21 protein-coding genes are annotated in these 26,053 nt (G+C 60.7%); 6 read left to right on the top strand and 15 right to left on the bottom strand.

All coding sequences use genetic code 11. The annotated features are described in order from the left end of the window. Positions 1-244: 244 nt before the first annotated feature. Positions 245-865: a BON domain-containing protein gene (locus AACW30_RS27245; protein ID WP_119741050.1), complete on the top strand. Its 621-nt coding sequence runs from the start codon at positions 245-247 to the stop codon at positions 863-865. Positions 866-1,152: 287 nt separating this feature from the next. Here AACW30_RS27245 and AACW30_RS27240 read toward each other — a convergent pair whose 3' ends face one another. The 14 genes from AACW30_RS27240 to dksA form a co-directional block, all read right to left on the bottom strand. Then, positions 1,153-4,086: a DUF748 domain-containing protein gene (locus tag AACW30_RS27240; protein WP_200623883.1), complete on the bottom strand. Its 2,934-nt coding sequence runs from the start codon at positions 4,084-4,086 to the stop codon at positions 1,153-1,155. A gap of 87 nt (positions 4,087-4,173) precedes the next feature. Further along, complete coding sequence (locus tag AACW30_RS27235) at positions 4,174-5,190, bottom strand: class I SAM-dependent rRNA methyltransferase (RefSeq protein WP_200623882.1); 1,017 nt, start codon at positions 5,188-5,190, stop codon at positions 4,174-4,176. Positions 5,191-5,244: 54 nt separating this feature from the next. After that, positions 5,245-6,114 (bottom strand): oxygenase MpaB family protein, encoded by an 870-nt coding sequence (locus AACW30_RS27230; RefSeq protein ID WP_200623881.1) that lies wholly within the window; start codon positions 6,112-6,114, stop codon positions 5,245-5,247. A 16-nt stretch (positions 6,115-6,130) separates the two neighbouring features. After that, on the bottom strand, positions 6,131-8,068 hold the full coding sequence (gene acs, locus AACW30_RS27225) for an acetate--CoA ligase (protein ID WP_200623880.1): 1,938 nt from the start codon (positions 8,066-8,068) through the stop codon (positions 6,131-6,133). A gap of 105 nt (positions 8,069-8,173) precedes the next feature. Further along, positions 8,174-9,838 (bottom strand): glucose-6-phosphate isomerase, encoded by a 1,665-nt coding sequence (pgi, locus tag AACW30_RS27220; RefSeq protein WP_200623879.1) that lies wholly within the window; start codon positions 9,836-9,838, stop codon positions 8,174-8,176. Between the two features lie 239 nt (positions 9,839-10,077). Further along, positions 10,078-10,929, bottom strand: coding sequence for a pantoate--beta-alanine ligase (gene panC / locus AACW30_RS27215; protein WP_200623878.1), 852 nt, complete (start codon positions 10,927-10,929; stop codon positions 10,078-10,080). Then, positions 10,926-11,726, bottom strand: a complete 801-nt coding sequence (gene panB, locus AACW30_RS27210) for a 3-methyl-2-oxobutanoate hydroxymethyltransferase (protein ID WP_106579244.1) — start codon at positions 11,724-11,726, stop codon at positions 10,926-10,928. Before panB ends, panC begins: the two co-directional genes overlap by 4 nt. A 367-nt stretch (positions 11,727-12,093) precedes the next feature. Continuing rightward, positions 12,094-12,579 (bottom strand): 2-amino-4-hydroxy-6-hydroxymethyldihydropteridine diphosphokinase, encoded by a 486-nt coding sequence (gene folK, locus AACW30_RS27205; RefSeq protein WP_200623877.1) that lies wholly within the window; start codon positions 12,577-12,579, stop codon positions 12,094-12,096. A gap of 2 nt (positions 12,580-12,581) precedes the next feature. Beyond that, entirely contained in the window at positions 12,582-13,985 is a 1,404-nt protein-coding gene (locus AACW30_RS27200; RefSeq protein ID WP_106579242.1) for a polynucleotide adenylyltransferase PcnB, read from the bottom strand. Between the two features lie 708 nt (positions 13,986-14,693). After that, the gene (locus AACW30_RS27195) at positions 14,694-16,133 is read right to left on the bottom strand and encodes a sigma-54-dependent transcriptional regulator (RefSeq protein ID WP_106579241.1); all 1,440 of its coding nucleotides are present in this window, start codon (positions 16,131-16,133) and stop codon (positions 14,694-14,696) included. 22 nt (positions 16,134-16,155) lie between these two features. Continuing rightward, positions 16,156-19,110: a sensor histidine kinase gene (locus tag AACW30_RS27190; RefSeq protein WP_162530298.1), complete on the bottom strand. Its 2,955-nt coding sequence runs from the start codon at positions 19,108-19,110 to the stop codon at positions 16,156-16,158. After that, positions 19,094-19,270, bottom strand: a complete 177-nt coding sequence (locus tag AACW30_RS27185) for a hypothetical protein (protein WP_003176118.1) — start codon at positions 19,268-19,270, stop codon at positions 19,094-19,096. The genes AACW30_RS27190 and AACW30_RS27185 overlap by 17 nt, the downstream gene beginning before the upstream one ends. A gap of 62 nt (positions 19,271-19,332) precedes the next feature. Then, positions 19,333-20,220: a tRNA glutamyl-Q(34) synthetase GluQRS gene (gluQRS, locus tag AACW30_RS27180; protein WP_169367627.1), complete on the bottom strand. Its 888-nt coding sequence runs from the start codon at positions 20,218-20,220 to the stop codon at positions 19,333-19,335. A gap of 83 nt (positions 20,221-20,303) precedes the next feature. Further along, positions 20,304-20,744 carry an RNA polymerase-binding protein DksA gene (gene dksA, locus AACW30_RS27175; RefSeq protein WP_034100675.1) on the bottom strand — a complete coding sequence of 147 codons (441 nt, stop codon included), beginning with the start codon at positions 20,742-20,744 and terminating at the stop codon, positions 20,304-20,306. Between the two features lie 320 nt (positions 20,745-21,064). On the opposite strand from dksA, the gene AACW30_RS27170 reads away from it, so the two are divergent. After that, positions 21,065-22,237, top strand: a complete 1,173-nt coding sequence (locus tag AACW30_RS27170) for a pyridoxal phosphate-dependent aminotransferase (RefSeq protein WP_106579238.1) — start codon at positions 21,065-21,067, stop codon at positions 22,235-22,237. After that, positions 22,237-22,950, top strand: a complete 714-nt coding sequence (gene sfsA / locus AACW30_RS27165; protein ID WP_179676715.1) for a DNA/RNA nuclease SfsA — start codon at positions 22,237-22,239, stop codon at positions 22,948-22,950. The genes AACW30_RS27170 and sfsA overlap by 1 nt, the downstream gene beginning before the upstream one ends. On the opposite strand, the gene AACW30_RS27160 is transcribed toward sfsA, so the two are convergent. Next, on the bottom strand, positions 22,947-23,264 hold the full coding sequence (locus AACW30_RS27160) for a Rieske (2Fe-2S) protein (RefSeq protein WP_119741079.1): 318 nt from the start codon (positions 23,262-23,264) through the stop codon (positions 22,947-22,949). The two genes, sfsA and AACW30_RS27160, sit on opposite strands and share 4 nt — an antisense overlap. A gap of 83 nt (positions 23,265-23,347) precedes the next feature. On the opposite strand from AACW30_RS27160, the gene AACW30_RS27155 reads away from it, so the two are divergent. Genes AACW30_RS27155 through AACW30_RS27145 form a run of 3 tightly spaced genes read left to right on the top strand, consistent with a single transcriptional unit; the run spans position 23,348 to position 26,027 of the window. Beyond that, entirely contained in the window at positions 23,348-24,226 is an 879-nt protein-coding gene (locus AACW30_RS27155) for a heme/hemin ABC transporter substrate-binding protein (protein ID WP_179676716.1), read from the top strand. Then, positions 24,223-25,260: a FecCD family ABC transporter permease gene (locus AACW30_RS27150; protein ID WP_106579234.1), complete on the top strand. Its 1,038-nt coding sequence runs from the start codon at positions 24,223-24,225 to the stop codon at positions 25,258-25,260. Before AACW30_RS27155 ends, AACW30_RS27150 begins: the two co-directional genes overlap by 4 nt. Then, positions 25,260-26,027: a heme ABC transporter ATP-binding protein gene (locus tag AACW30_RS27145; protein WP_106579233.1), complete on the top strand. Its 768-nt coding sequence runs from the start codon at positions 25,260-25,262 to the stop codon at positions 26,025-26,027. Before AACW30_RS27150 ends, AACW30_RS27145 begins: the two co-directional genes overlap by 1 nt. Positions 26,028-26,053 lie beyond the last annotated feature (26 nt).

Genomic DNA, 26,053 nt, shown 5'->3' with positions numbered 1-26,053 from the left:
TGCGCGTGGGAAAATGCCGATAAATCAGATGCTTAGTAAATCCCAAAAGCCGCAACTTGCATGCAAGGACGGTCTTCTTCATGCAAGTTGCACGATTCCGAAAATTGGCGATTTTTATAAGTCATTGTTTTATAAGGATTTAATTCGAAAGCGTGACTTGGCACACTGCCTGCAATAACCCTGTTAACGCTGCAGCATCAAGGTTTACCCACTGCAGACTTTCAATAAAACAGGAGTTACTCGTATGAAGAAGTTCGCTCTCGCTACTGCTACCGCTCTGACCCTGGCCATGGGTGCTAACGTGGCCTTTGCTCAGACTTCCCAAGCTCCAATGACCATGGCCGCTGGCGAAGTGACCAAAGCCAAAGAATCCACTTCGGATACTTGGATCACCACCAAAGTCAAAGCTGACCTGCTGACCGAGAAAGGCATTCCTGGTTCGGACATCAAGGTTGAAACCAACAAAGGTGTGGTTTCCCTGTCGTCGACCGTAGCGATCTCTGATTCGCAGAAAGCCACTGCGGTAGCAATCACCAAGCGCATCAAAGGTGTGACCGCTGTATCTGCTGACGGCCTGCTGGCAGGCGGCGCAACTAAAGCCGACAACGTCGACAAAACCAAAGGCGCAGCAGCTGACGCCAAGGGCGCCACTTCCGATACCTGGATCACCACCAAAGTAAAAGCTGACCTGGTAACCGAGAAAGGCATTCCTGGCACCGACATCAAAGTCGAAACCAACAAAGGCGTAGTGTCTCTGTCCTCTTCCGTCGCAGTGACTGAAGCACAGAAAACCACCGCGGTGAATATCGCCAAGAAAATCAAAGGCGTTAAAGCTGTATCGGCCGATGGCCTGAAAGCAGAGTAACGCTCCACTGTTCGTCTGAACTGAATGGCGGCGGCTTAGGGTGAGTTAGATATCCACCCAAGGCACCTCTGGAGTTCATGCGACCGACCACACGGATGTGGTCATTACAGGCCCCGGCACTTGTGTCGGGGCCTGTTCTATTCTGAGCAGAAAAAACCCAAGTCGATTACACACAAATATGGGAGCTGGCTGGCCCGCGATAGCATCACCTCGATTCAACTGAATGATCCAGGTGTGTGCATCGCAGGCAAGCCAGCTCCCACGTTTGGATGGGTGTCGCTCAGGTGTTACTCAGCATCCAGATGCATTGGGGTTACTACCCGGCCATCCTTTTCCGCCTGCCCCAGGTTGGCATCAATGAAGTACACCCGGTCATCTTCCAGCTGGCCCTTGTCCACCAGGTAGTCCTTGATGGCACTGGCTCGGTCTTGCCCCAGTTGACGCAGCAGTACATCACTGGCGCCCCAGAACTTGATCAGCCCCTCACGCAGCTTCGCGGTGCGTTCATCGCTGCTCAAGTCTTTCCACTCGGCCGGCGGTTGCTGTTTCAGGCGGGTGCGGTAGATGCCTTCCAGCAATGGCGCTTTTTCCTTCTCGGGTACGACCAGCAGCGAAGCCTGGGCCGGAACCTTATCGCCACGGCGCTGCAGTATCTTGTAGTAGTTGTACTGATATTCACGTTCCAGTCGCTCGGCAGCGAGCAAGGGGCCGTCACTGCTGGCAGCCGCCGTGCCTTCGATTTCAAGGCGCAGGGTAGGGCGCTCTTTGAGTGCCTTGGCCAGGGTGTCCAGCGCGCCTTGAGCGTCTTTGTTCAACTCGCTGGAGCCTGGGGCGAACGACACATTGCCCAAGTCTTCCGAGCCTCCGCCCGTCACCAGCCCACCGATGAACTTGAACGGCGCCGTCGCCGCGCGCACCACCAGGTTACGCAGGGTTTGCCAGACGATCGGCATCACACTGAATTGCGGGTTGTTCAGGTCGCCGGTGACCGGCAGTTCGATGGAGATCTTGCCGTCGGAGTCCTTGAGCAGGGCAATGGCCAGGCGAATCGGCAAATCCACGGCGTCGGCGCTGTCGACTTTCTCACCCAGTTGCAGTTGCTCAACCACCACTTTGTTTTCAGCCTTCAATTGGCCTTTGGTGATCACATAATGCAGGTCCAGGTTAAGCCTGCCCTTGCGGATGCGGAAACCGGCGAACTTGCCGGAGTACGGCGTCAACGTGGTCAACTCGACGCGTTTGAAGTTGGTGGCGATATCCAGCGCCGCCATCGGATCAAACGGGTTCACGCTGCCTTTGATGGTCACTGGCGCATAGCGATCCACCTTGCCCTTGATGTCGACGCTGGCCGGTTTGGCTTGGCGACTGTCAATGGTGCCGATCTGCCCGTTGAGCTGTTGAATGGCCGTGGCAAAGTTGGGCGTGAGGCTGAAGTCGGCAAAGTTGGCCGAGCCGTCATTGATCGCGATCTGCCCTATATGGATGCCCAGCGGCTTATCTTTGCTGGCCACTGGCTTGGCTGCCGATTTAGCGCCACTGTCGGCCGGCTGCGGGATCAACAGGTCATCGATGTTGGTGGTGCGGTCATCATTGATCATGAAGCGCGCGTACGGTTGCAGCAGGTTGACCTTGTCGATCGACAGGCTGTCGCCGTGTTGATAATTGACACCTTCGAGCACCAGGCGCTGCCATTTGAGGAAGTCGCGGGTCTTGAGCGTGTCCAGGGTGTGCAATTGGTCGACCTGGGCGCGGCCGGTGACCTGAAGCGCCAAGGGCTCGGTGCTCTTGAGGTTTACATCCAGGTTGCTGCCCAACATACCGCTGCGCAGTTCCAGCCGAATGAACGGGCTGATATAGGACTGAGCAACCCGCAGGTCGATGTCCTGGGTATTCACTTTGAGTTTGGCGCTGACCGGGTTGAGATTGACCTCGCCGGTTGCCTGAATCTTGCCTTGTTTACCCAGGCCGGAGTCGACCTTCAAGGTAAACGGGCTTTGGTTCAGGCTGTCGAAGTTCTGCACATCGACGTTCAAGGGCCCCAGTTCCAGCGCTACCGCAGGTTTGGCCTGACGGTCGGCCAGGTGCACCTGATAGTTACGCAGCTGCACATCCTTGAGCAGTACCTGCCAGGGCTTGCTAGGTGCGGCCGGTTCAGCCTTTGGCGAGTCGGCCGTCGCCGGCGCGGTGGCGGGCTCGGGCGCCTTGGCCGGTTTGCTCGGTTGGCTGGCGAACAGTTTTTGCCAGTCCAATTGCCCATCGGCTTCGCGGGCGGCCCAGGTTTCCAGCTTGTTGCTGCGAATCTTGCCGACCACCACGTGCTGCTTGGCCAGGTCCACCGTGGTGTCACTGACGTCCAAGCGTTCCAGGCGTACCAATGGGCGGCCATCGGGCGCCTTGATAGCAAACGGCGCAATGCTGGCGGCCGTGTTGGTCAGGTTCAGTTCGGTTTCTTTGGCGAGGCTGAATGTGTAGTGGGTGCTGAAATTCAGCACACCGTCTTCCAGCACAAGCGGCACGGCGTCACGGACATACGGCCACCAGGCTTTCATCTTGCCGTCGGTGACTTTCAGCGTGCCCTCGGAGGTGATCGGTACCAGGCTGAAGTTGCCTTTCCAGTCGATCTGCCCACCCTCGGGGCCGGCGGCCACCAGCGTCATGTCGGCGTTGTCTTCCGGCAAGGTGCTGAGGTTTTTCAGTTCAAAGTCGAGTTTGTCGTAAAGGAATTCGATCGGTTCGCTGGGACGCAGGTCTTGAAAATGCACATAGCCGCCCGCCAGCTTGATGCTGTCGATGCGCAGCGGGAATGGCTTGGCGTTCGGGTCGGCCGGGGTCGGTTCGCTCGGCGGCAGCTTGAACAACTGCGCCAGGTTCAGCTGGCCGGATTTGTTGAACAGCAGCTCAGTCTTGGGTTGGTCGAGTTGCACATCGGCCAGGTGCAGGGCACGAGTCCACAGGCTGTCGATCTGCAGGTTGGCGTAGAGACGCTCGAAACCCACTTGCTCCTTGCCCGGTTCACCGATTTTCAAGCCCCAGGCTGTCAGTTCCAGGCTGAACGGATTGAGTTCGATACGCTCGATGCGTGCCGGCACCGTGGCGTAATGGGCCAGCTGTTGATTGGCAATACGAAGGGCGATGCCCGGCAGAATCAGAAAACCCAGCAAGCTGTACAGAGCCAGGGCGGTCAACAAGGCGCCAGCGGCGCGGATCAATCCTTTGGGCATGAGTGACGCCATCTATGTCGAACAGGAGTGCCTTGGAGTATGGCACGGGATTTCGGTTCCGAAGCACCGGGCCTCTTGGGAAAAGTACTACAGCTGCAGGATGAGGGTTTTCAACGGTGGCTGCTGGTCCTGGGAAGGGAAGTCGGCGCCCGGCGTCATGATTTGCCAATCGCGTACCGGGCGACCGGCTTTCTCAGCGCAGCGCAGCACCTGCTCGCGCCAGTCATCCATGCTGACTTTCGCCAAGTTGTTGCAGCAGATCAGCACGCCATTGTCGGCCGTCGCGAGCAGCGCAGGCTTGAGCAGGCTCTGGTAGTCACGCAACAGGTCAACGGTGCCGAAGGCGCTCTTGGCCCATGCCGGTGGGTCGAGCAATACCAAGTCATATTGGCGCTGCTCGAGGCGGGGATAGCTCGGCAGTTTCTGCCCGCGACGTTGAGTGATCGGCAAGCCCGCCAGTTGGCGAATCGCCGGGAAGTAGTCGGACTGCACGAATTCCATGGTTGGCAATTGTGGGTTAAGCAGACCGTTTTCGCGACCGACCGCCAGGTTGCCCTCGGCGAAGTCCAGGTTGCACACCTCACGCGCACCACCAGCCGCCGCGCCCAGGCCGACGCCGCAGGTGTAGGCGAACAGGTTGAGCACGCTCTTGCCGGCGCTGTGCGCCTTGACCCAGCCGCGGGTGTTGCGCAGGTCCAGGAACAGCAACGGGTCTTGCCCGGCGTGGCGCCCACGCACGCGATAATTGAGGCCCCATTCGTGGCCAACCAGGTCTACCAGCGCGGCAGGCTCGGCGCGGTACACCGTGTCTTCACGGTCGATGCGCGAGTTGCCACGGGAGCGGTCGTTGTAGACCAGCAGCAATTCCAGGCCCATGAACTGGTTGATCAGTTGGTGCAGGTCCAAGAGGTCAGCTGTTTCCAGGGGTTGGTGGAAACTCTGCACCAGCAACTGTGGGCCGTAACGGTCGACAGTCAGGCCGCCGGCGCCTTCCTGGCTGCCATGAAACAAGCGGTAGCAGTCAGTGCCTTGGGCGTGCAACTCGTTGATCAGGTCTTGGCGATAATCGAGGGCGGCGCGCAGCGCCTGATTCAAGGGAGTCATGGAGCGCGCCTTGCTGTAAATGGGGCGCGGAGTTTAACAGCTATAAGCGCCGGCCTACATCAACCCCATCCGCCGATGGGCACGCTGCACCGAGCCATTGCGCATCGCCCAGCGCAGCAACGGCGCACTGCGCTTAACCCCGGCGCGGACCATTTGCCGTTGCAGCGTGCTTTGGTGTTGCCCGAGCAGGCTGCTTGCCCAGTCCGGCAGCAAGTCGATCCCCGCCTGCATCATCAGCGCGCCAAAAGGTTTGGCCAGCGTGCTGGGGGACGGTGCATTGAGCAGCAGACGCAACACTTCGCGGCTGCGCTCGTCGCACAGCAGTTGCGGACGAATGCGTGCCAGGTAATCCGAAATTTCCTGCCGTGAACGCGGAACATGCCGCGCGCCCAAGCGTTCGGCCACCAACGCAATTTCACTGTAGTAGCGGTCCTGATCCCGACCCGAAAGGCGCGGGTTGCAGTAACGCAGGTGGGCCGCGAGGAAGTTGCTGACCTCCGCCACATGCACCCACGTCAGCAGCGCCGGATCACTGGCCGCGTAAGGTCGCCCGTCCGGGGCATGCCCCGTCACTTGCAGGTGAATGGTGCGCACTTTTTCGATCAGCCATTCGGCGTCTTTGCGCGAGCCGAACGTGGTGCCGGAAATAAACTGCGAGGTGCGCCGTAAGCGCCCGAGCATGTCCTGGCGAAAATTCGAGTGGTCCCACACACCCGCCAGTGCCAGCGGGTGCAAGGCTTGCAGCATCAAGGCGCTGATGCCACCAATCAACATGCTGCTGAAATCGCCATGGACCTGCCAACTGACCGAGTCCGGCCCGAACAGGCCTGGATCGCCCTTGGGGTTTTCCAGGTCCAGCTGGCCCAGCGACAGGCCGGTGAGGCTCATCAACTGGGTTTCGATACGGTTGCGGATAAATTCCATGGCGACTCGAGGGTTCCTAGCGGTTCAGGCGTTTGTCGATCAGGCCATCCACGACGCTGGGGTCGGCCAGTGTCGAGGTGTCACCCAGGCTGTCCAGTTCATTGCAGGCGATTTTGCGCAGAATCCGCCGCATGATCTTGCCGGATCGGGTTTTCGGCAAGGCCGGCGCCCATTGGATCAGTTCCGGCTTGGCAAAGCTGCCGATTTCCTTGCTGACCAGCTCAAGCAGGTTTTTCTTCAACGCATCGCTGGGTTCAACCCCATTCATTGGGGTGACGAAGGCATAAATTCCCTGGCCTTTGACGTCGTGGGGATAGCCCACCACGGCGGCTTCGGCCACTTGGTCATGCAACACCAGCGCGCTTTCCACCTCGGCAGTGCCGATGCGATGGCCAGACACGTTGATCACATCGTCGATGCGCCCGGTGATCCAGTAGTCGCCGTCCTCATCGCGGCGTGCGCCGTCCCCCGTGAAGTAGTAGCCAGGGTAGGGTTTGAAATAGGTGTCGATCATGCGCTGCGGGTCGCCGTAGACGCTGCGAATCTGCCCCGGCCAGCTGGCCTTGATAGCCAGCACGCCACTGCCGGCGCCGCTGATTGGCTTGCCTTGCTCATCCAGCAGCACCGGCTGCACGCCAAACATCGGCTGGGTTGCGCAGCCGGGCTTGATCCGCTGGGCGCTGACCAGGGGGCTGAGCATGATGCCGCCGGTTTCGGTCTGCCACCACGTGTCGACAATCGGGCAGCGTTGTTCACCGACGGCGTTGAAGTACCAGTCCCAGGCTTCGGGGTTGATCGGCTCGCCGACACTGCCCAGCAGGCGCAGGCTGGCGCGGGAGGTATTCTCCAGTGGCCCGTGACCCTCACGCATCAGGGCGCGCAGGGCGGTGGGCGCGGTGTAGAAGATGTTCACCTGATGTTTGTCGATCACCTGCCAGAAGCGCGAGCTGTCCGGGTAGCTCGGCACGCCCTCGAACATCAGCGAGGTAGCGCCATTGGCCAGCGGGCCGTACACGATGTAGCTGTGGCCGGTCACCCAACCGACGTCGGCGGTGCACCAGAACACTTCGCCGTCGCGGTAATCGAGCACGTACTTGAAGGTCATCGCCGCTTGCAGCAGGTAGCCGCCGGTGGTGTGCAGCACGCCTTTGGGTTTGCCGGTGCTGCCGGAGGTGTAGAGGATGAACAGCGGGTCTTCGGCGTCCATGGGCTCGGGCGGGCAGTCGTCGCTGGCGGCATCCAGAGCTTGCTGGTACTTGAGATCGCGGCCTTCGTGCCAGGCAAGGTCAGCGCCGGTGCGCTCCACCACCAGCACGGTGCTGACGTTCGGGCAACTGGCCAGGGCCTGGTCGACGTTCTTTTTCAGCGCCACCGGTTTACCGCCGCGCACGCCTTCATCGGCGGTAATTACGGTGCGGCAGTCGGCGTCGAGAATACGGTCACGCAGGGCGTCCGGTGAGAACCCGCCAAAAACCACCGAGTGCACCGCGCCAATGCGTGTGCAGGCCAGCATTGCGTAGGCGGCTTCCGGGATCATCGGCATGTAGATGCACACGCGGTCGCCTTTTTTCACGCCACGGTTTTTCAACACATTGGCCAGGCGGCTGACGTTTTGATGGAGCTGGCGGTAGGTGATTTTTGCAGACCGTGTCGGATCATCGCCTTCCCAGATGAAGGCAGTCTGGTCGGCGCGTTGCGCCAGGTGACGGTCGATGCAGTTGTAGCTGACGTTCAGTTGGCCGCCGGCAAACCATTGGGCGGCGCCGGTGTGAATGTCTGAATGCTGGACGGTGTGCCAGGGTGTGATCCAGTCGAGAAAGCTTTTGGCCTGTTCTGCCCAAAAGGTGTCGGGTTGCTCGATGGACTGGCGATAAAGGCGCTGGTAGTCGGCTTGACTGAGCTGCGCGGCCTGGCGGACGGCATCGGCGTTGGGGAATGTGCTGATATCGAACATGAGCGGTCCTTATTCTTGTTTTGGCGACAAGTCATAAAGATGCACGCAGTGGGGGGAGGGTACAAGGCCAACGTCCAAACGGACGTTGGCCTTGGTGTACCGGCTTCAGCCGCGGTGACGACCGCGGAAGTAGTTGATCAGGCCCTGGGTCGAAGCATCCTCGGCCGAGGTTTCTTCGGCACCGGTCAGGCGGTTATACACGCCTTTGCCCAGCTCTTTGCCCAATTCCACGCCCCATTGGTCGAAGGCGTTGATACCCCAGACCACGCTTTGCACAAACACCTTGTGTTCATACATAGCCACCAGTGCGCCCAGGCGACGCGGGCTGATGCGTTCAACCACGATGGTGTTGCTCGGACGGTTGCCCGGGATCACCTTGTGCGGGGCCAGCTTCTGGACTTCGGCTTCGGGAAGGCCTTTCTCACGCAACTCGGCTTCGGCTTCGCTGCGGGTTTTGCCGAGCATCAGTGCCTGGCTTTGGGACAGGCAGTTGGCGAACAACCACTGATGGTGGTCGGACACCGGGTTGAAGCTGACAATCGGCACAATGAAGTCGGCCGGAATCAGTTGGGTCCCTTGGTGCAACAACTGGTGGTAGGCGTGCTGGCCGTTGCACCCTACGCCGCCCCAGATGACCGGGCCGGTATCGGTGGACACTGGCGTACCGTCCTGGCGCACACTCTTGCCGTTGGATTCCATGTCCAACTGTTGCAAGTGTTTGGTGATGTTGCGCAGGTAGTGGTCGTACGGCAGGATCGCGTGGCTCTGCGCACCCCAGAAGTTGCCGTACCACACGCCCAGCAGACCCAGCAGCACGGGCATGTTGGCTTCGAATGGGGCGTTCTGGAAATGCTGGTCCATGGTGTAGGCACCGGACAGCAGTTCCTTGAAGTTGGACATGCCGATCGCCAGGGCGATGGGCAAGCCGATGGCCGACCACAGCGAGTAACGCCCGCCGACCCAGTCCCACATCGGGAAGATGTTTTCTTCGCGGATACCGAAGGCCACGGCCGCTGCGTTGTTGCTTGAGACGGCGATGAAGTGGCGATACAACTCGGCTTCCGAGCCACCCTGGGCCAGGTACCAGGCGCGGGCGGCCTGGGCGTTTTTCAGGGTTTCCAGGGTGTTGAAGGATTTTGACGAGACGATAAACAGCGTGGTCTCGGCGCGCAGCTTCTGGGTCAGCTCGTGGAACTCGCTGCCGTCAATGTTCGCCAGGTAGTGGCAGCGCACGCCTTTGTGGGCGTAGGACAACAGCGCTTCGGAGACCAGCTCCGGGCCGAGGAACGAGCCGCCGATGCCAATGTTCACCACGTCGGTGATCGGCTTCTCGGTGTAACCGCGCCACAGGCCATCGTGGATGCGGCCGACCAGGTCAGTGATCTGGTTCAGCACCTTGTGCACGTCCGGCATGATGTTCACGCCGTTGACCGACAACTTGTCGCCAACCGGGCGACGCAGTGCGGTGTGCAGGGCCGGACGGCCTTCGGAGGAGTTGACCGGCTCGCCAGCGTAGAGCGCGTTGATCGCGTCTTTAAGGCCGAGTTCATTGGCCAGCTCGACGAGCAAGGCGCGCGTTTGGGCAGTGATGAGGTTTTTCGAGTAATCGAGGAAAAGCCCGCAGCTGCTCAAGGTGAATTGGGAGAAGCGCTGGGGATCGGCATTGAATGCGTCGCGCATGCTGAAATCCTGCATGGCTTGGCGATGTTTATCGAGCGCTTGCCAAGCGGGCAGAGCGGTAACGTCATGAGGAGTGCGGTAATACGCCATCGCTGCGGGTTTCCTTTTTATTACGGGGACTTGCCTTTAGGACACTTCTAAATCCGGAACGTCCAGTCTTTCATCAGGCGTTGGGTTCCGGTCAGCGCCAACAATGGCACAGGGCGTTTACATTAAACCTAGCGTGTCGATATGTCTTGGCTTTGTCTGCGTTGTAGCCGGTACTTTTTTATACCGGCACAGCGGGGAGGGCAACAGGCGCGCTTGTTTTCAAGGGAGAAAATGCAGGGTCAGGCCAGGGTCAGGTGCAGGTTGTCGATCAGGCGTGTGGCGCCCAAATACGCAGCCACCAGGATCACTACATCGCGATCCTCAGGCGTGGCGGGACGCAGGTGTACACCCTGGCGCACTTCCAAGTAGTCGATGCGCAATCCGGCCGCTTCGATCTGCTGGATCTGCTCGGCACGCAGTTTGGCAAAATCGTGGTCGCCTCCCTTGATGGCGGCGGCAATCTGGCTGAGGCTGCGGTACAGCACCGGCGCGATGGCGCGTTGTTCTTCGCTGAGGTAGCCGTTGCGCGAGGACAGCGCGAGGCCGTCAGCGGCACGCACAGTGGGCTCGCCGATGATCTGGATCGGCATGTTCAGGTCATGCACCATGGCGCGAATCACTGCCAGTTGCTGATAGTCCTTCTGGCCAAACACGGCCATATCCGGCTGGACCATGTTGAACAGCTTGCTGACCACCGTCGCTACCCCTTCGAAGTGCCCGGGGCGGCTGGCGCCGCAGAGGCCTTCGGACAGTTGCGGGACGCTGACGCGGGTCTGGCCGGTCATGCCGCCGGGGTACATTTCTTCGACGGATGGTGCGAACAGCAGGTTGCAACCGGCTTGCAGCAGTTTTTCCTGATCGGCGGCCAAGGTGCGAGGGTATTTGTCCAGGTCCTCGCCGGCACCGAACTGCAACGGGTTGACGAAGATACTCGCCACCACGAAATCCGATTGCTGGGCGGCCTTGGTCACCAGGGTGGCGTGGCCGCTGTGCAGATTGCCCATGGTGGGCACAAAGCCAATGCGCTTGCCGGCGCTGCGCGCGTGGGCGACTGCAGCGCGCAGTTCTCGTACGGTTTTAACGGTGTTCATGCAGAGAATCCGTGTTCGGCGCCTGGGAAAGTAACGGCTTTGACTTCGTCGACGTAAGCGCTCAACGCGGCCTGGATGCTGTCTTTACCTGCCATGAAGTTTTTCACGAACTTGGGGGCTCGCCCGGTCAGCGACAGGCCGAGCATGTCATGCAAGACCAGAACCTGGCCGTCGGTGGCAGAGCCCGCGCCGATGCCGATTACCGGCACTTTGACCGCCTGGGTGATCTCTGCCGCCAATTCGCTCGGCACGCATTCCAGCAGGATCATCGCGGCACCGGCTTGTTCCAGGGCAATGGCATCGGCGCGCATCTGACGCGCCTGGGCTTCATTGCGGCCTTGTACCTTGTAGCCGCCGAGGATGTTCACCGACTGTGGCGTCAGGCCCATGTGCACGCATACCGGCACACCGCGCTCGGCCAGCAGTCGGATCGACTCGGCGAGCCATACGGCGCCTTCGACCTTGATCATGTGCGCGCCGGCCTGCATCAGTTTGCCGGCGTTCTGAAAGGTCTGTTCCAGCGTGGCGTAACCCATGAACGGCAGGTCGGCGATGATGAAGGCACCCTCATTGCCGCGCTTGACGCTGGCAGTGTGGTAGGCGAGTTCATCGGTGGTGACGGGCAGGGTGCTGTCATTCCCTTGAAGAACCATGCCCAGCGAGTCGCCGATCAACAGCACTTCAACACCGGCCTGGCAACTGGCGTGGGCGAAGGTGGCGTCGTAGCACGTCAGCATGGTGATTTTTTCACCTTTGAGCTTGAGGCTCTGCAAGGTGGTCAGGGTAATGTCTGGCATGAAAAGGGTCCTCGTTCAGGCGCTTGGAAACAGCGAGTAACGCGCGTGAGTCTTCGTTTATACAGGCGCACTGTCTTGAGAGCAGTGCTTATAAGGCCTGGATTGCGCCCTTCAGCGCCGCGTTGGCGGCAGCGGGACGCCTATAGTCGTGATGAGGACTCGGGAAGTCAATTGGATGTGTTACCGCATTGTTACGATGGCGGTGTTACCGCTGTTACTGACGCGTTTCAGCACGTTGAAGACCAATTTTGACGGCCTGTGAGATCAAATGTGGGAGCGGCTTGCTCGCGAATGCGCTGGGTCAGTCAATGCTTGTAGCGACTGGGTTCGCCGCATTCGCGAGCAAGCTGCTCCCACGCGGACTGCATCAGGCGCTAGAGAGGCGTTCCAGGCCGACAAACGGGCAGGACTTCAACAGCTCCGCGAGGGTTCGGCCGTCGGGCAGTTGCAACTCAGCGGGGGCCAGTTCGGCCAGCGGGTACAACACGAACGCGCGCAGGTGCATCTGGTAGTGAGGCACTTTGAGGCGCGGCTCGTCGATCAAGCGATCGCCAAACAGCAGGATATCCAGATCCAGCGTACGCGGGCCCCAACGCTCGAGACGTTCGCGGCCCTGGCCGTTTTCGATGGCTTGCAGTGCATCGAGCAGCGCCAGTGGCGCAAGGCTACTGTCCAGGGCCGCGACCGCATTGGTATAGCGCGGCTGACCGGGGAGCAGGGAGTCACTCTGATAGAAGTCGGACACACCGACGAGGGCGGTGCCTGGCAATAGCGCCAACGCCGCAATGGCGCTGCGCAATTGCTGGTCCGGGGCAGCGAGGTTGCTGCCCATACCGATGTAGATACGTTCCACGTTTATTCGCCTGCAGCGCCCGAGGCATCGGCAGACGTGCGTTTGCGCTTGCTGGAGCTGCGACGACGCTTCTTCGGCCCATCGCTGGCGCCATCACCTTTGCTGCCAAGGTCACGAATCATGTCGCGGCGCTGGCTGTCGTTGGCGTCCTGGTAGTCGGTCCACCATTCGCCCAGGCCGTCGGTCTGCTCGCCGGCGCTTTCGCGCAGCAGCAGGAAGTCGTAGCCAGCACGGAAGCGCGGGTTGTCCAACAGCAGGTCGGCGCGTTTGCCGCTGCGCCGTGGCAGGCGCTCCTGCATGTCCCAGATCTCGCGGATCGGCAGGGTGAAACGTTTTGGAATGGCGATGCGTTGGCATTGCTCGGCGATCAGCTCGTGCGCAGCTTCCTGCATGGCAGGAATCGGCGGCATGCCACGGTCCTGCAGGCGCAGTACGCGTTTGGGCAGGGCCGGCCACAACAGGGCGGCAAACAGGAACGCCGGGGTCACCGGTTTGTTCTGTTTGATGCGCAGGTCGGTATTGATCAAGGCTTCGCTGATCAACGTGTGGGTGTACGTCGGGTTGTATTCCAGAGCCTCGGCGCTGGCCGGGAACAATGGATCGAACAACTGCAGGTCGACGAGCATTTCGAACGTGTCGGCGGCGTACCCCGAGAGGAACAGCTTGAGCACTTCTTCGAACAGGCGTGCTGAAGGGATTTCCCGCAGCATGGGCGCCAGTTCGCGAATCGGCGCGGCCGTGTGTTTCTCGATACCGAAATTCAGCTTGGCGGCAAAACGCACCGCTCGCAGCATGCGCACCGGGTCTTCCTGGTAGCGCTGCGTCGGGTCGCCGATCAAACGGATCAGGTTGTTGCGAATGTCGTGTACGCCATTGGCGTAATCGAGGATGCGCTCGCTGACCGGATCGTAATACAAGGCGTTGATGGTGAAGTCGCGGCGTTGCGCGTCTTCTTCCAGGGTGCCGTAGACGTTGTCGCGCAGGATGCGGCCGCTCTCGTTGCGGGAAGACTGGTTGGTGTCTTCCTCTTCATCGTTTTGCGGGTGGCCGGCGCGGAACGTGGCGACCTCGATGATTTCGCGGCCAAAGTGGATATGCACCAATTTGAAGCGGCGACCGATGATTCGCGCGTTGCGAAATTCGGCACGCACTTGCTCGGGCGTGGCGCTGGTGGCGACGTCGAAATCCTTGGGCGTGATATTGAGCAACATGTCACGTACACAGCCGCCCACCAGATAGGCCTGGTAGCCGGCGTTCTGCAAACGTTCGACGATGTTCACCGCATAGCGGCTGAATTGAGCACGCTGCAATGAATGCTGATTGCTGTTAAGCACTTCAGGCGTGCTGCGAATGTGTTGCGTACGACGCAAGGGAGAACGGAATGACTGGAACAACTTCTTCAGCATGGGATGCACTGTTTGAAGGAATGTTCGGCCATAACGAAGAATGACCGCATGATGGGCCGGGATTCTAGCATTTAGTCGAGGGATGGTGTAGGAACAAGCTGCAGGCCTTGCGCCATAAGCTTAAAAGAAAGGGGAACCGGCCAAATGCCGGAAACTACAAGGGGAGCCGAAGCTCCCCCAGAAGTAGTTGCGTGCTCTATTTTTATTATTGATTTCGGGCTTCTTGTTTTTGTTGATCGCCCTCGCCATGAAGCTTCACCTTCATGACACTCCCAATCGGGAGCCAAGAGCAAACGGATTGCTTTGGTCGCTGTGTTGCTGATCTACGATCCAACCAGTTCAGGCTCTGCCTTAGGGCAGTTTTTGTTGTTCTCGGCCTGGTTGCGGGGCAAGCCCCAAATGCAACGCCTCTCCAAAAGAATCAGTTAGCTGCGCCTCCGCCGTGTTGTTTTTATTGTGCGTGAGTCGATACGTCTTATTTTTATTGTCTGGTACTAAGCTTGTTATTGTTTTTGTACTAAGCATATAGCAGGGTGCGTGCCAACTTTTGTGCCGTCCAGCAAAACCGGGGGTGTGAGGCGCTTTCGGCGTTTTTGGGGGGGGAAAAAAGCCGGGGCTTCGTTACCGTAAGCCCCGGCTTTTGTTACGTGAAAATTCAGCGGTAACAGTTTTTTCACATCTGAGGGTGTTACCTGTGGGGGCGCACCCTCAACTCTCGCTGGCCACCCCGGTCTTGCGTCGCGGAATGCCCAGGCGCTGGCGGCGTTCCCACAGGCACTTGCGGCTCACGCCCAGCTTGCGTGCCAGCTCGGTCTCGGTCATGTGGTCCTGGTGCTCAAGAACGAAGTGCTGGAAGTAATCTTCCAGTGACAAATCTTCCGTCGGCTCGTGGCTGGTATTGCTACCGCCGCCCTGTTGTGGGGCCAGGCCGATGAAATCGTCGTCTTCCAGGTCACTCAGCTCGATGTCGATGCCCAGCAGCTCGGCAGAAATCTCCGGGCTCTCCGACAGAATGACCGCGCGCTCGACCGCGTTCTCAAGCTCTCGCACGTTACCCGGCCACGAGTAGTGACGAATCGCCTGCTCGGCGTCCGGGGCAAACTTGAGGTCGGTACGGTTGATCCGTGCGCTCTGGCGCAGCAGGAAGGCGCTGGCGATTTCGTTGACGTCGGCGCCACGCTCACGCAGTGCCGGCAGCTTGAGGGCGATCACGTGCAGGCGGTAATACAAGTCTTCACGGAACTGGCCGATCTTGGCCAGGCTCTTGAGGTCGCGGTGGGTCGCTGCGATCAGGCGAACATCGACTTTTTGTGATTGCACCGAACCCACGCGGCGAATTTCGCCTTCCTGCAACACGCGCAGCAAGCGCGCCTGGGCTTCCAGCGGCAGTTCGCCGATTTCGTCGAGGAACAAAGTGCCGCCGTCCGCCGCTTCGACCAGGCCCGCACGCCCGGCGCTGGCGCCGGTAAATGCGCCTTTCTCGTGGCCGAACAGTTCGGACTCGATCAGTGATTCAGGGATCGCCGCGCAGTTCACCGAGATCATCGGCGCCTTGGCGCGCTTGGACAGGTTGTGCAGGGCACGGGCGACCAGTTCTTTACCGGTGCCCGACTCGCCCTGAATCAATACATTGGAGTCGGTGGGCGCGACTTTGCGAATCTTGCTGTACAGGTCCTGCATCGGTGGGCAGGAGCCGATAATGCCGATTTCGCCGTTGCTGTTGTTGACGCCCGGCTTGTCCGCACCGTTGGCGGTCTTGCCGGCGGGGCGCTGTTCGGCGGGCGCGCTGCTGGCCGACTGACGGTCGCGCAGAATGCGGGCCACGGCCTGCAGCATTTCGTCGTGGTCGAAAGGCTTGGCGATGTAATCCACCGCGCCCATCTTCATCGAGTCCACCGCCGAACGCAGGCTGGCGTAACTGGTCATGATCAGCACCGGGGTGCCCTGGCCAAGCTTGATCAGCTCGGTGCCTGGCGCGCCCGGCAAGCGCAGGTCGCTGACAATCAGGTCGAACGTGGGAATGCTGAATCGCTCTTGGGCTTCCTGCACCGAGCCGGCTTCGCTGACCTGGTACTGATTACGTTCAAGCAGGCGACGCAAGGCAGAGCGGATAATTGTTTCGTCTTCGACGATCAAAATGTGCGGCATTGATTCAATTCTCTCGACGGTCTCAGTTCACAGCGGACGTCGCTTCGACATGACGCGGCAAGGTCACCCGAATACGGGTGCCGCGTTGGCTTTCGGTGTCAGCCGGGCTGTCGATGGTGATTTGTCCATAATGCTCTTCAACGATGGAATAGACCAGTGCAAGGCCCAGACCGGTACCTTCACCCGGGTCCTTGGTGGTGAAGAAAGGTTCGAACAATCGGTCCATGATGTTCTGTGGAATACCGCTGCCTTCGTCCTCCACGATCAGATCGACCGTGTGCTCGAAAGCCTCGCTCTTGACGCGTACCGCGCTGTGCGGCGGGGAAGCGTCACGGGCGTTGGACAGCAAGTTGATCAACACCTGCGCCAAGCGTTGGGAATCGCCGTCGACCCAGTGGTCCGGGTCGCACAGATTGAAGAACTGTACTTCGAAATTGCGCCGGTTCAAGGCCAGCAGCCCTATGGCATCCTGCGCAACTTCGGCCAGGCACACGGCCTCGTCCTGATTCTGATGAGCGCCGGCATGGGCGAAGCTCATCAACGACTGCACGATGCGGGAAACGCGCTTGGTCTGCTCAAGGATTTGCCCGCTGATTTCGGTGATTTCGCCGTCCTCTTCGCGCTCTTCCCGCAGGTTCTGCGCCAGGCAGGCGATACCGGTGATCGGGTTGCCAATCTCGTGGGCCACGCCTGCCGCCAAACGACCAATGCTGGCCAGGCGCTCGGAGTGCACCAGCTTGTCTTCCAGCATTTGCGTGTCGGTCAAGTCTTCGACCAGCAGCACCAGGCCGCTGTTGCCGGGTGCCAGGGGTTCGTCGATCGCCGCTTTGTGCAGGTTGAGCCACCGCGTCTGGCCGTCGAGTGCCAAGTGCTGCTTGTGCAAATGCTCGTCGGGCAGGTTGATAAAGCCTTGCAGCAGTTCCTTCCACGGATCGCCCAAGGTGTTCAGGCGCGAACCCACTACCCGCTGGGCGGCGATGCCGGTCAATTCTTCCATGGCCTTGTTCCACATCAGGATCTCTTGATCCTTGGCCAGGGAGCACACGCCCATCGGCAGCTCCTGCAGGGTCTGGCGGTGGTAGCGGCGCAGCGCATCGAGTTCGGCGGCAAGGCCGGTGAGGCGCGAGTGGTAATCCTCCAGCCGGCTCTCGATGAAATGGATGTCTTCGGTGACGTAGTTTTCGCCGCCAGCCTTGTAGGGCAAGAACGTTTCGACCATGTCTTGGGACACACTTGGCCCCATCAGGCCGGACAGGTTGGCCTCGATACGGTCACGCAAGCGCCGCAGCGCATACGGGCGGCGCTCGTCGAACGGCAGGTAGAGGTCGCGCAGGGCCTGTTCGACTTCCTTTTGCGCGGCTTTCGCACCCAGCGGCTTGGCCAGTTGCGTGGCGAACTCCTGGGGCGAGGCGGCGTGCAGCTCGCGGCGTTGCGGGCGGCGCACGTTGTCCACCGCGCAGGCTTCGGCGGCGCTGGTTTCTTCGGGGCTGGCGTTGGTGAACAGCGAGATCAAGGTGAACATCAAGACGTTGGCAGCCAATGAAGCGATGGCGGCCATGTGCCAACTGGTGTCGTCCAGCACGTAAATCATGTTCAGCAACGGAATGTAGAAACCCTGCAGGTTGCCGACCAGCGGCAGCAGCATGGTAACGATCCACACCAGAATCCCCGCCAGCAGACCGGCGATAAAGCCGCGGCGATTAGCGGTCGGCCAATACAGCACCGACAACACGCCCGGCAGGAACTGCAAGGTGGCAACGAACGCAACAATGCCGAGGTTGGCCAGGTCTTGCCCGGCGCCCAGCAACAGGTAGAAGCCATAGCCGGCCATGATGATCGCGACAATCAGCGCGCGGCGCGTCCACTTCAGCCAGCGGTAGATGTTGCCTTCGGCTGGCGGCTGATACAGCGGCAGCACCAGGTGGTTGAGCGCCATGCCCGACAACGCGAGCGTGGTGACGATGATCAAGCCGCTGGCCGCCGACAAACCGCCGACATACGCCAGCAACGCCAGGGATTTGCTGTTGGCGGCAATACCGACGCCGAGGGTGAAGTATTCCGGGTTGGTGGTTGCGCCCAGTTTGAGGCCGGCCCACAGGATCAGCGGCACCGCCAGGCTCATCAGCAGCAGAAACAGCGGCAGGCCCCAGCTGGCGCTGACCAATGAGCGCGGGTTGAGGTTCTCGGTGAAGGTCATGTGGTACATGTGCGGCATCACGATCGCCGAGGCGAAGAACACCAGCAACAGCGTGCGCCATGGGCCTTCCTGCAACGGCGTGTGCAGGGCGGCGAGGGCGGTCTGGTTTTGCAGCAGCCACAGCTCCAGCTGTTGCGGGCCGTCGAACACGCCATACAGCGCATACAGGCCGACGCCGCCGATGGCGATCAGCTTGATCACCGACTCAAAGGCAATCGCAAACACCAGGCCCTCGTGTTTTTCACGGGTGGCGATATGGCGTGAGCCGAAGAAAATCGTGAACAGCGTGATCAACGCGCAAAAGGCCAGCGCGACGCGATGCTGCACCGGCTCACGGGTCAAGATGCTGATGGAATCCGCCACGGCCTGGATCTGCAGGGCCAGCAGCGGCAATACGCCGAGCAACATGAAAATCGTGGTCAGCGCGCCGGCCCAGGTGCTGCGAAAACGGAAGGCAAACAGGTCCGCCAGGGATGACAGCTGGTAGGTGCGGGTGATTTTCAGGATCGGGTACAGCAACACCGGCGCCAGCAGGAATGCGCCGGACACCCCAAGGTAGCTTGACAGGAAGCCGTAGCCGTACTGATAGGCCAGGCCCACGGTGCCATAAAACGCCCAGGCGCTGGCGTAAACGCCCAGGGACAAGGTGTAGGTCAACGGATGGCGAATGATCGCCCGCGGAATCATTCCGCGCTCACTGATCCAGGCCACGGCGAACAGCGCGGCCAGGTAGGCGGCGCTGATCAGCAGCATCTGGGTGAGGCTAAAGCTCATCGGCATCTTTTTGGCTCTGCAGGATGAAGGTCACGACGATCAGGATCAGCCACAGCAGATAAGGGCGATACCAGGCGCCCGTGGCGTCGATCCACCAATCCATGATGGCGGGGGAAAACAGGTAGATCCCGACGACCAGCAGCAGGACCAATCGATAGATGTACATGTTGGCCTCTGATTAAAAAACTGCGGCGATGGTAACGGATGGCTGGCAAGCTGCAAGCGCCTTCAGCTCAATTGCGCTTCGGCCAGCGTGAGTGTGCGCGGGATCAGGGTTGCATCCCAGTGCGCAATGCCCCAATCGAGCAGCTCCCGTGGGCTGGCGTGCAGCAGTTCAGCGCCGGCGGGCTGGCCGAGGGCGCGCAATGCCCTTAACAGCAAAGGCGTGGCTTGGTCCGGTGTCAACGGCGCAGAACGGTAGGTTTTGCCCAACTTGTTACCGTCCGGCTGCACGATCAACGGCACGTGCAGGTAGCGCGGCTGGCGCAGGCCCAGCAGTTCTTGCAGGTAGAGCTGGCGTGGCGTGGAATCGAGCAGGTCGGCACCGCGCACGATGTCGGTCACACCTTGCCAGGCGTCGTCGAGCACGACGGCCAATTGATAGGCATACAAGCCGTCGCGACGACGGATGACAAAATCGCCTACATCGCGCCCCAGGTGCTGTCGGAATTCACCCTGTACGCGGTCGGTAAAGTGGTATTCCAGCTCGGGCACGCGCAGGCGGATGGCCGCGTCTTGCTGATCGTGCCCGGCATTGCGGCATAAACCCGGGTAAATCCCGTGGTAGGGCTCCAGCTGTTTGCGCGAGCACGTGCAGGCGTAGGCCAGGCCGTGGTTGAACAGGCCGTCGAGGACTTTGGCGTAGGCATCATGCCGCTCGCTTTGTCGGACCAGTTCGCCATCCCACTCAAAGCCGTAGCTTTCCAGGGCGTGCAGGATCGCCGTCTGGGCGCCGGGTTCTTCACGCGGTGGGTCGAGGTCTTCCATGCGCATCAGCCAGCGGCCTTGGTTGGCGCGGGCATCGAGGTAGGAAGCGAGGGCGGCAACCAGCGAGCCGAAATGCAAATGGCCGCTGGGCGTGGGGGCGAAACGCCCGATATAGGTAGAGGCTGTCATGGGCCGGATACTACTGGAAAATCGGTAAACGCCAGAAACAAAAATGGGGCGTTTGCACGCCCCATTCGTTCAGCCCGGCAGGATTATTTGCCGACCTGTTTTTCCTTGATTTCAGCCAAGGTCTTGCAGTCTACGCACAGGTCCGCGGTTGGGCGGGCTTCCAGGCGGCGAATACCAATCTCGACGCCGCAGGATTCGCACCAGCCATATTCCTCGTCTTCGATCAGTTGCAGCGTTTTGTCGATTTTCTTGATCAGCTTGCGTTCACGATCACGGGCGCGCAGTTCGAGGGCGAATTCCTCTTCCTGGCTGGCACGGTCTGCCGGGTCCGGGAAGTTGGCGGCTTCGTCCTTCATGTGGTCAACGGTGCGGTCGACCTCTTGCATCAAGTCCTGCTTCCACTTTTGCAGGATCTTGGTGAAGTGCTGGCGCATGGGCTTGCCCATGTACTCCTCACCTTTCGTTTCGACGTAAGGTGTGAAGCCACTGAGGCTCTGCTGCTGTTGCTTTGCTTGGGTGGACATGAATAGACCGCCTCTCACTCTTCTAATCCATTGCGCAGGATTGCAACGTCACCGACACCTGCCGGCCCTGCGGCTGCAAGCGGGCGAACTTACCAGATAGATTCGGGGTGCGCCACTCCCGGTTGTCGAGGCCCAACTTGGCGGGGGTGCAAACTGCAACAGCCCGCCATGGCTGGGTATAGCGTGTCTCGAATGTTGATTTTAGTCGTTTTGCAAGCGCTTGCTCGGTTCGTCATGGACGGCCGAGCAGGCAATAGAGCATGTTTTACCGCGAGGGTTCGGTAGAATCCTGATTTTGTCCACACCGTTAAGGAAGGCTAATGGCTCAGCCCTACAGTGCGCGCAGTCGCGCCATCGAACCTTTTCATGTCATGGCGCTGCTGGCGCGAGCCAATGAGCTGCAGGCAGCCGGCCATGATGTGATCCATCTGGAGATCGGCGAGCCGGATTTCACCACGGCCGAGCCCATCATCCAGGCCGGCCAGGCGGCGTTGGCCAACGGCAAGACCCGCTACACCGCAGCACGCGGGTTGCCGGAGTTGCGTGAGGCCATCAGCGGTTTCTACCAGCAGCGCTACGGGCTGAACATTGATCCTGAACGCATTCTGATCACCCCCGGTGGTTCCGGTGCGTTGCTGCTGGCGAGCAGCCTGCTGGTCGATCCGGGCAAACATTGGTTGCTCGCCGACCCAGGCTATCCGTGCAACCGACATTTTCTGCGCTTGGTGGAAGGCGCGGCGCAGCTGGTGCCGGTTGGCCCGGACGTGCGCTACCAATTGACTGCCGAGCTGGTGGCCAAACACTGGGACCAGGACAGCGTGGGCGCGTTGGTCGCGTCTCCGGCCAACCCCACCGGCACGATCCTTACACGCGACGAGTTGGCGGGGTTGTCCAGTGCAATCAAGGCGCGCGACGGCCACTTGGTGGTGGATGAGATCTATCACGGCCTCACGTACGGCACCGATGCCGCCAGCGTGCTGGAAGTGGACGACGACGCATTCGTCCTGAATAGTTTTTCGAAGTATTTCGGCATGACCGGCTGGCGCCTCGGTTGGCTGGTGGCGCCGCCTGCGGCGGTGGGTGAATTGGAAAAGCTTGCGCAAAACCTCTACATCAGCGCGCCGAGCATGGCCCAGTACGCGGCACTGGCGTGTTTTACCCCGCAAACGTTGAGCATTCTGGAGCAGCGCCGCGCCGAATTCGGTCGCCGTCGGGATTTCCTGCTGCCCGCCCTGCGCGAACTAGGATTCGGTATCGCCGTTGAGCCGGAAGGGGCGTTCTACTTGTATGCCGATATCAGCGCGTTCGGCGGTGATGCCTTCGCGTTCTGTCGTCATTTCCTCGAAACCGAACACGTGGCGTTTACGCCTGGGCTGGATTTTGGCCGCTATCAAGCCGGCCACCATGTGCGTTTTGCCTACACGCAAAACATCGATCGGCTACAACAGGCGGTAGAGCGTATCGCCCGTGGTTTGCGGAGCTGGCAAGGCTGATGCGTTTTCATCCTCCTCTCGAAGAAGCGCGGCTTATCCGCCGCTACAAGCGTTTTCTCACCGATATCGAGACCGTTACCGGCGAGTTGCTGACGATTCACTGCCCGAATACCGGCTCGATGCTCAATTGCATGGTGGAAGGTGGCCAGGTCTGGTTCAGTCGCTCTTCAGACCCCAAGCGCAAGTTGCCCGGCACCTGGGAAATTGCCGAAACGCCGCAGGGCCGATTGGCGTGCGTCAACACGGCGCGCGCCAACCAATTGGTCGAGGAGGCATTGCGCGCCGGAGTCATCACTGAGCTCAACGGGTTTACCGCCTTGAAGCGCGAAGTGCCTTATGGCCAGGAGAAAAGCCGCATCGATTTTCGTCTCGATTACCCGCAAGGCGCGGCGTTTGTCGAAGTCAAAAGTGTCACCCTGGGCTTTGATGGCACGGCGGTAGCAGCCTTTCCCGATGCGGTAACGCAGCGCGGCGCCAAGCACCTGCGCGAGTTGGCGCACCTGGCGCGTGACGGGGTGCGGGCGGTGCAGTTGTATTGCGTGAACCTGTCGGGAATAGAGGCAGTACGCCCAGCGGTTGAAATCGACGCCGGTTATGCTGCGGCATTGCGGGAGGCCAAGGCCGCCGGTGTGGAGGTGTTGGCCTACGGTGTTCGCGTCACGCCTGAGGAAATTGTTGTGGAACGTCGTTTGGACGTACTGATCAGCGACTAGAGTTGCACCCACAGGCCCTGTGCGTCTTCGCGGCCGGGCAGGGCGGTGAGGCTCTGGCCCGCGCAGGGACCGGCGATGCACTCGCCGCTTTCGATCAGGAACAGCGCGCCGTGAGTGGCGCACTGGATCAGGCTGGCGCTGGTGTCGAGGAACTGATCGGGTTGCCATTCCAGCGCGATGCCGCGATGGGGGCAACGGTTGATATAGAAGTAGGCGACGCCGTCCCGGCGCACGGCCAGCAGTTTGCAACCGTCGATCTCAAAGCCGAGGCTGCTGTTGGCTGCAAGGGCGTCGGAGGTGCAGAGAAACTTCATTTCAATCCTTAAGTGCCTTGACGTTCAAATGCAAACAATTATCAAATGCCGGCTTCGCCCCGCCCCTGGAAGGAAACCCTGTCATGCGTCTGAGTACCAGCGCTATTGCGTTTGTTGCCTCACTGCTGGTCCACCATGGGGCGCAAGCCTCTGAACTGCCGCAACGCTGGGTGAGTGCCGGTGGAGCGCTATCGGAATGGGTGACAGCCTTGGGCGGCGAATCGAAACTGGTGGGCGTGGATACTACCAGCCAGCACCCGGAATCGCTGAAGGCCTTGCCGAGCATAGGTTACCAGCGCCAGTTGTCGGCGGAGGGCATTCTCAGCCTGCGCCCGCAAGTACTGGTCGGCACCGAGGAAATGGGGCCGCCGCCGGTACTTGCGCAGATTCGCGGCGCCGGCGTGCAGGTCGAAATGTTTTCGGCCGAGCCGGACCTCCCGACCCTGAAAGGCAACTTGCAGCACCTTGGCAAGTTGCTGGGCAGCGAGGCTAAAGCCAACGAATTGTTTACTGGATATGAACAAGCGCTCGAGCAGCAGAAGCGCTGGGTCACTCAGGCCCAGGCCACGCAAAAAGCCCCGGGTGTGCTGTTGGTGCTCGGTCATGCAGGCGGCAAGCCGCTGATCGCAGGTAAAGACACCGCCGCCGACTGGTTGTTACAGCAGGCGGGCGGGCGCAACTTGGCCACCCATACCGGCTACAAACCTTTTTCGGTGGAGTCGTTGGCGGGACTGAGCCCTGATGTGCTGGTATTCGCTGACCGTGCCTTGACCGGCGATGCCGCGCGCGCGGCTCTGTTTAAGGAAAACCCGATTTTGGCCTCAACGCCGGCGGCCAAAAATGGCCGGGTGTTTGAGCTGGACCCCACCCTGCTGGTGGGCGGCCTGGGCCCGCGTGTGCCGCAAAGCCTGGTGCAACTGTCTGCCGGGTTCTTTCCGTCCCAGGCTAAACCTGCTCCATGACCACTCTGGTTAAGCCGAAAACGCTGTTTGTCGGCCTGGCGCTGTTGTGTGTATTGGCGATCTGGCTCTCATTAGCCTTGGGGCCGGTCAGCCTGCCGTTGCTGGATACACTCAGGGCCGCGTTGCGCTTGATGGGCGTGCCGATTGCAGCCGACGGCCTGGAGCAGGCCGAATTGATCCTGGGGCAGATTCGCCTGCCGCGCACATTGCTTGGCCTGGCAGTCGGCGGCGTGCTGGCATTGTCGGGCGTGGCGATGCAGGGTCTGTTTCGTAACCCGCTGGCGGATCCTGGGCTGGTTGGGGTGTCGAGTGGCGCGGCGCTGGGGGCGGCGATTGCAATTGTCGGTGGCTCGTTTTTTGGCGGGCTGCCGGACGCGTTCGGGCCTTACCTGCTGTCGCTGTGTGCGTTTCTCGGTGGTTTGGGGGTGACTGCCCTGGTCTATCGTCTGGGGCGCCGTAACGGCCAGACCAATGTTGCGACGATGTTGCTTGCCGGCATCGCGCTCACGGCCCTCGCCAGCTCGGCGGTCGGGCTGTTTACCTATTTGGCCGACGACGCCACCCTGCGCACCCTGACTTTCTGGAACCTGGGCAGCCTCAATGGCGCGAGCTACTCGCGGTTATGGCCGTTGCTGCTGGTGAGCGCTGGTGTCGCGCTCTGGTTGCCGCGCCGCGCCAAGGCGCTGAATGCATTGTTGCTGGGCGAGTCCGAGGCCAGTCACCTGGGGATTGATGTGGAAGGGCTCAAGCGTGAGCTGGTGTTCTGCACCGCCCTGGGTGTAGGGGCGGCAGTGGCGGCGGCGGGGATGATCGGGTTTGTCGGGCTGGTGGTACCGCACTTGGTGCGGCTGCTGGCGGGGCCCGACCATCGAGTGCTGTTGCCCGCCTCGGTGCTGGCCGGCGCGAGTTTGCTGCTGTTTGCGGATTTGGTGGCGCGCCTGGCCTTGGCACCTGCGGAGTTGCCGATCGGCATTGTGACGGCGTTTATCGGTGCGCCGTTTTTTCTTTATCTGTTGTTGCGAGGACGCGCCTGATGCTGCGAGTGGAAGCGCTGCAGATCCGGCGTGGTCGCAAGACTGTATTGGCCGATGTCAGCCTGGACCTGTTGCCGGGCCAGGTACTTGGCGTGCTGGGCCCTAATGGTGCTGGCAAAAGCACCTTGCTCAGCGCGCTGTGCGGTGAGCTGCACCCTGATCAGGGCAAGGTGTGGCTGGATCAGCAGGCGCTCAAGAGCTGGACCGGCCCGCAGCGTGCCCAGCGCTTGGCGGTGTTGCCGCAAACCTCGACCCTGGATTTTGCGTTTCGCGTGGAAGAAGTTGTCGGCATGGGGCGTTTGCCGCATCAGACCGGGCGCGTGCGTGATGACGAGATCATCCGTGCGGCCTTGCAGGCGGCGGACATCGGCCATTTGAGCGGCCGCAGCTACCTGGCGTTGTCTGGCGGGGAGCGCCAACGTGTGCACCTGGCGCGGGTATTGGCGCAACTATGGCCGGGCGAGGCGGGACAGACGTTGCTGCTGGATGAGCCGACGTCGATGCTTGACCCTCTGCATCAGCACACGACGTTGCAGGCTATTCGCAGTTTTGCCGATCGAGGCGCGGCCGTACTGGTGATCCTCCATGACCTGAATCTGGCAGCGCGTTACTGTGATCGCATTCTGCTGCTGGAAGGCGGGCGTCCGCACGCCTTGGATACGCCCGCAAACGTCTTGCGACCTGAACCGCTCAAAGCGGTGTTTGGGCTGGATGTGTTGGTGCAGCCGCACCCGGAGCGTGGGCATCCGTTGATTATCGCGCGCTGAGACTCGCGGCTTTATAGGCGTTTTAC

The sequence above is a fragment of the Pseudomonas sp. MF6747 genome, from assembly GCF_963890955.1.
Classification (GTDB): domain Bacteria; phylum Pseudomonadota; class Gammaproteobacteria; order Pseudomonadales; family Pseudomonadaceae; genus Aquipseudomonas.
Note: the sequence above shows the minus strand (reverse complement) of the source record. Positions and strands in the feature narration are given on the sequence as shown.

Bases quoted from the DNA above. Each gene is read 5' to 3' on its own strand.
- AACW30_RS27245 (WP_119741050.1), top strand. From the start codon at position 245: ATGAAGAAGTTCGCTCTCGCTACTGCTACCGCTCTGACCCTGGCCATG.
- AACW30_RS27240 (WP_200623883.1), bottom strand. From the start codon at position 4,086: ATGCCCAAAGGATTGATCCGCGCCGCTGGCGCCTTGTTGACCGCCCTG.
- AACW30_RS27235 (WP_200623882.1), bottom strand. From the start codon at position 5,190: ATGACTCCCTTGAATCAGGCGCTGCGCGCCGCCCTCGATTATCGCCAA.
- AACW30_RS27230 (WP_200623881.1), bottom strand. From the start codon at position 6,114: ATGGAATTTATCCGCAACCGTATCGAAACCCAGTTGATGAGCCTCACC.
- acs (WP_200623880.1), bottom strand. From the start codon at position 8,068: ATGTTCGATATCAGCACATTCCCCAACGCCGATGCCGTCCGCCAGGCC.
- pgi (WP_200623879.1), bottom strand. From the start codon at position 9,838: ATGGCGTATTACCGCACTCCTCATGACGTTACCGCTCTGCCCGCTTGG.
- panC (WP_200623878.1), bottom strand. From the start codon at position 10,929: ATGAACACCGTTAAAACCGTACGAGAACTGCGCGCTGCAGTCGCCCAC.
- panB (WP_106579244.1), bottom strand. From the start codon at position 11,726: ATGCCAGACATTACCCTGACCACCTTGCAGAGCCTCAAGCTCAAAGGT.
- AACW30_RS27200 (WP_106579242.1), bottom strand. From the start codon at position 13,985: ATGCTGAAGAAGTTGTTCCAGTCATTCCGTTCTCCCTTGCGTCGTACG.
- AACW30_RS27195 (WP_106579241.1), bottom strand. From the start codon at position 16,133: ATGCCGCACATTTTGATCGTCGAAGACGAAACAATTATCCGCTCTGCC.
- AACW30_RS27190 (WP_162530298.1), bottom strand. From the start codon at position 19,110: ATGCCGATGAGCTTTAGCCTCACCCAGATGCTGCTGATCAGCGCCGCC.
- AACW30_RS27185 (WP_003176118.1), bottom strand. From the start codon at position 19,270: ATGTACATCTATCGATTGGTCCTGCTGCTGGTCGTCGGGATCTACCTG.
- gluQRS (WP_169367627.1), bottom strand. From the start codon at position 20,220: ATGACAGCCTCTACCTATATCGGGCGTTTCGCCCCCACGCCCAGCGGC.
- dksA (WP_034100675.1), bottom strand. From the start codon at position 20,744: ATGTCCACCCAAGCAAAGCAACAGCAGCAGAGCCTCAGTGGCTTCACA.
- AACW30_RS27170 (WP_106579238.1), top strand. From the start codon at position 21,065: ATGGCTCAGCCCTACAGTGCGCGCAGTCGCGCCATCGAACCTTTTCAT.
- sfsA (WP_179676715.1), top strand. From the start codon at position 22,237: ATGCGTTTTCATCCTCCTCTCGAAGAAGCGCGGCTTATCCGCCGCTAC.
- AACW30_RS27160 (WP_119741079.1), bottom strand. From the start codon at position 23,264: ATGAAGTTTCTCTGCACCTCCGACGCCCTTGCAGCCAACAGCAGCCTC.
- AACW30_RS27155 (WP_179676716.1), top strand. From the start codon at position 23,348: ATGCGTCTGAGTACCAGCGCTATTGCGTTTGTTGCCTCACTGCTGGTC.
- AACW30_RS27150 (WP_106579234.1), top strand. From the start codon at position 24,223: ATGACCACTCTGGTTAAGCCGAAAACGCTGTTTGTCGGCCTGGCGCTG.
- AACW30_RS27145 (WP_106579233.1), top strand. From the start codon at position 25,260: ATGCTGCGAGTGGAAGCGCTGCAGATCCGGCGTGGTCGCAAGACTGTA.